Annotated in this window: 1 protein-coding gene; it reads left to right on the plus strand. The window is 70.1% G+C overall.

The genetic code is table 11. From position 1 onward, the window contains the following. Nucleotides 1–211 (plus strand): hypothetical protein (locus RRF55_RS29300; protein ID WP_439419498.1); only part of this gene is annotated, 211 nt, incomplete at both ends.

Consider the following 211-nt stretch of genomic DNA (forward strand, 5'->3'; position numbering starts at 1 on the left):
TCAGGTCGCGGATACGGCCGATCCGGTCCGCTTCCTGCCGCTTCAGGCCAAGGGCGCGGCGCGGCTTGCGGGCGACGTCTGGAGCGCCGGATTTGATCTCAGCCGCCTGGACCACGCCATCGGTCGCGTCGAGGTGCGACACGACGTTCAGGCTGAAGCGGGCGGGGCGGTGATCTCGGCGCCCAGCCTGGCCTGCACCGAACATGGGCTT

The sequence above is a fragment of the Klebsiella sp. K47 genome, from assembly GCF_051858335.1.
GTDB lineage: Bacteria > Pseudomonadota > Gammaproteobacteria > Enterobacterales > Enterobacteriaceae > Klebsiella > Klebsiella pneumoniae.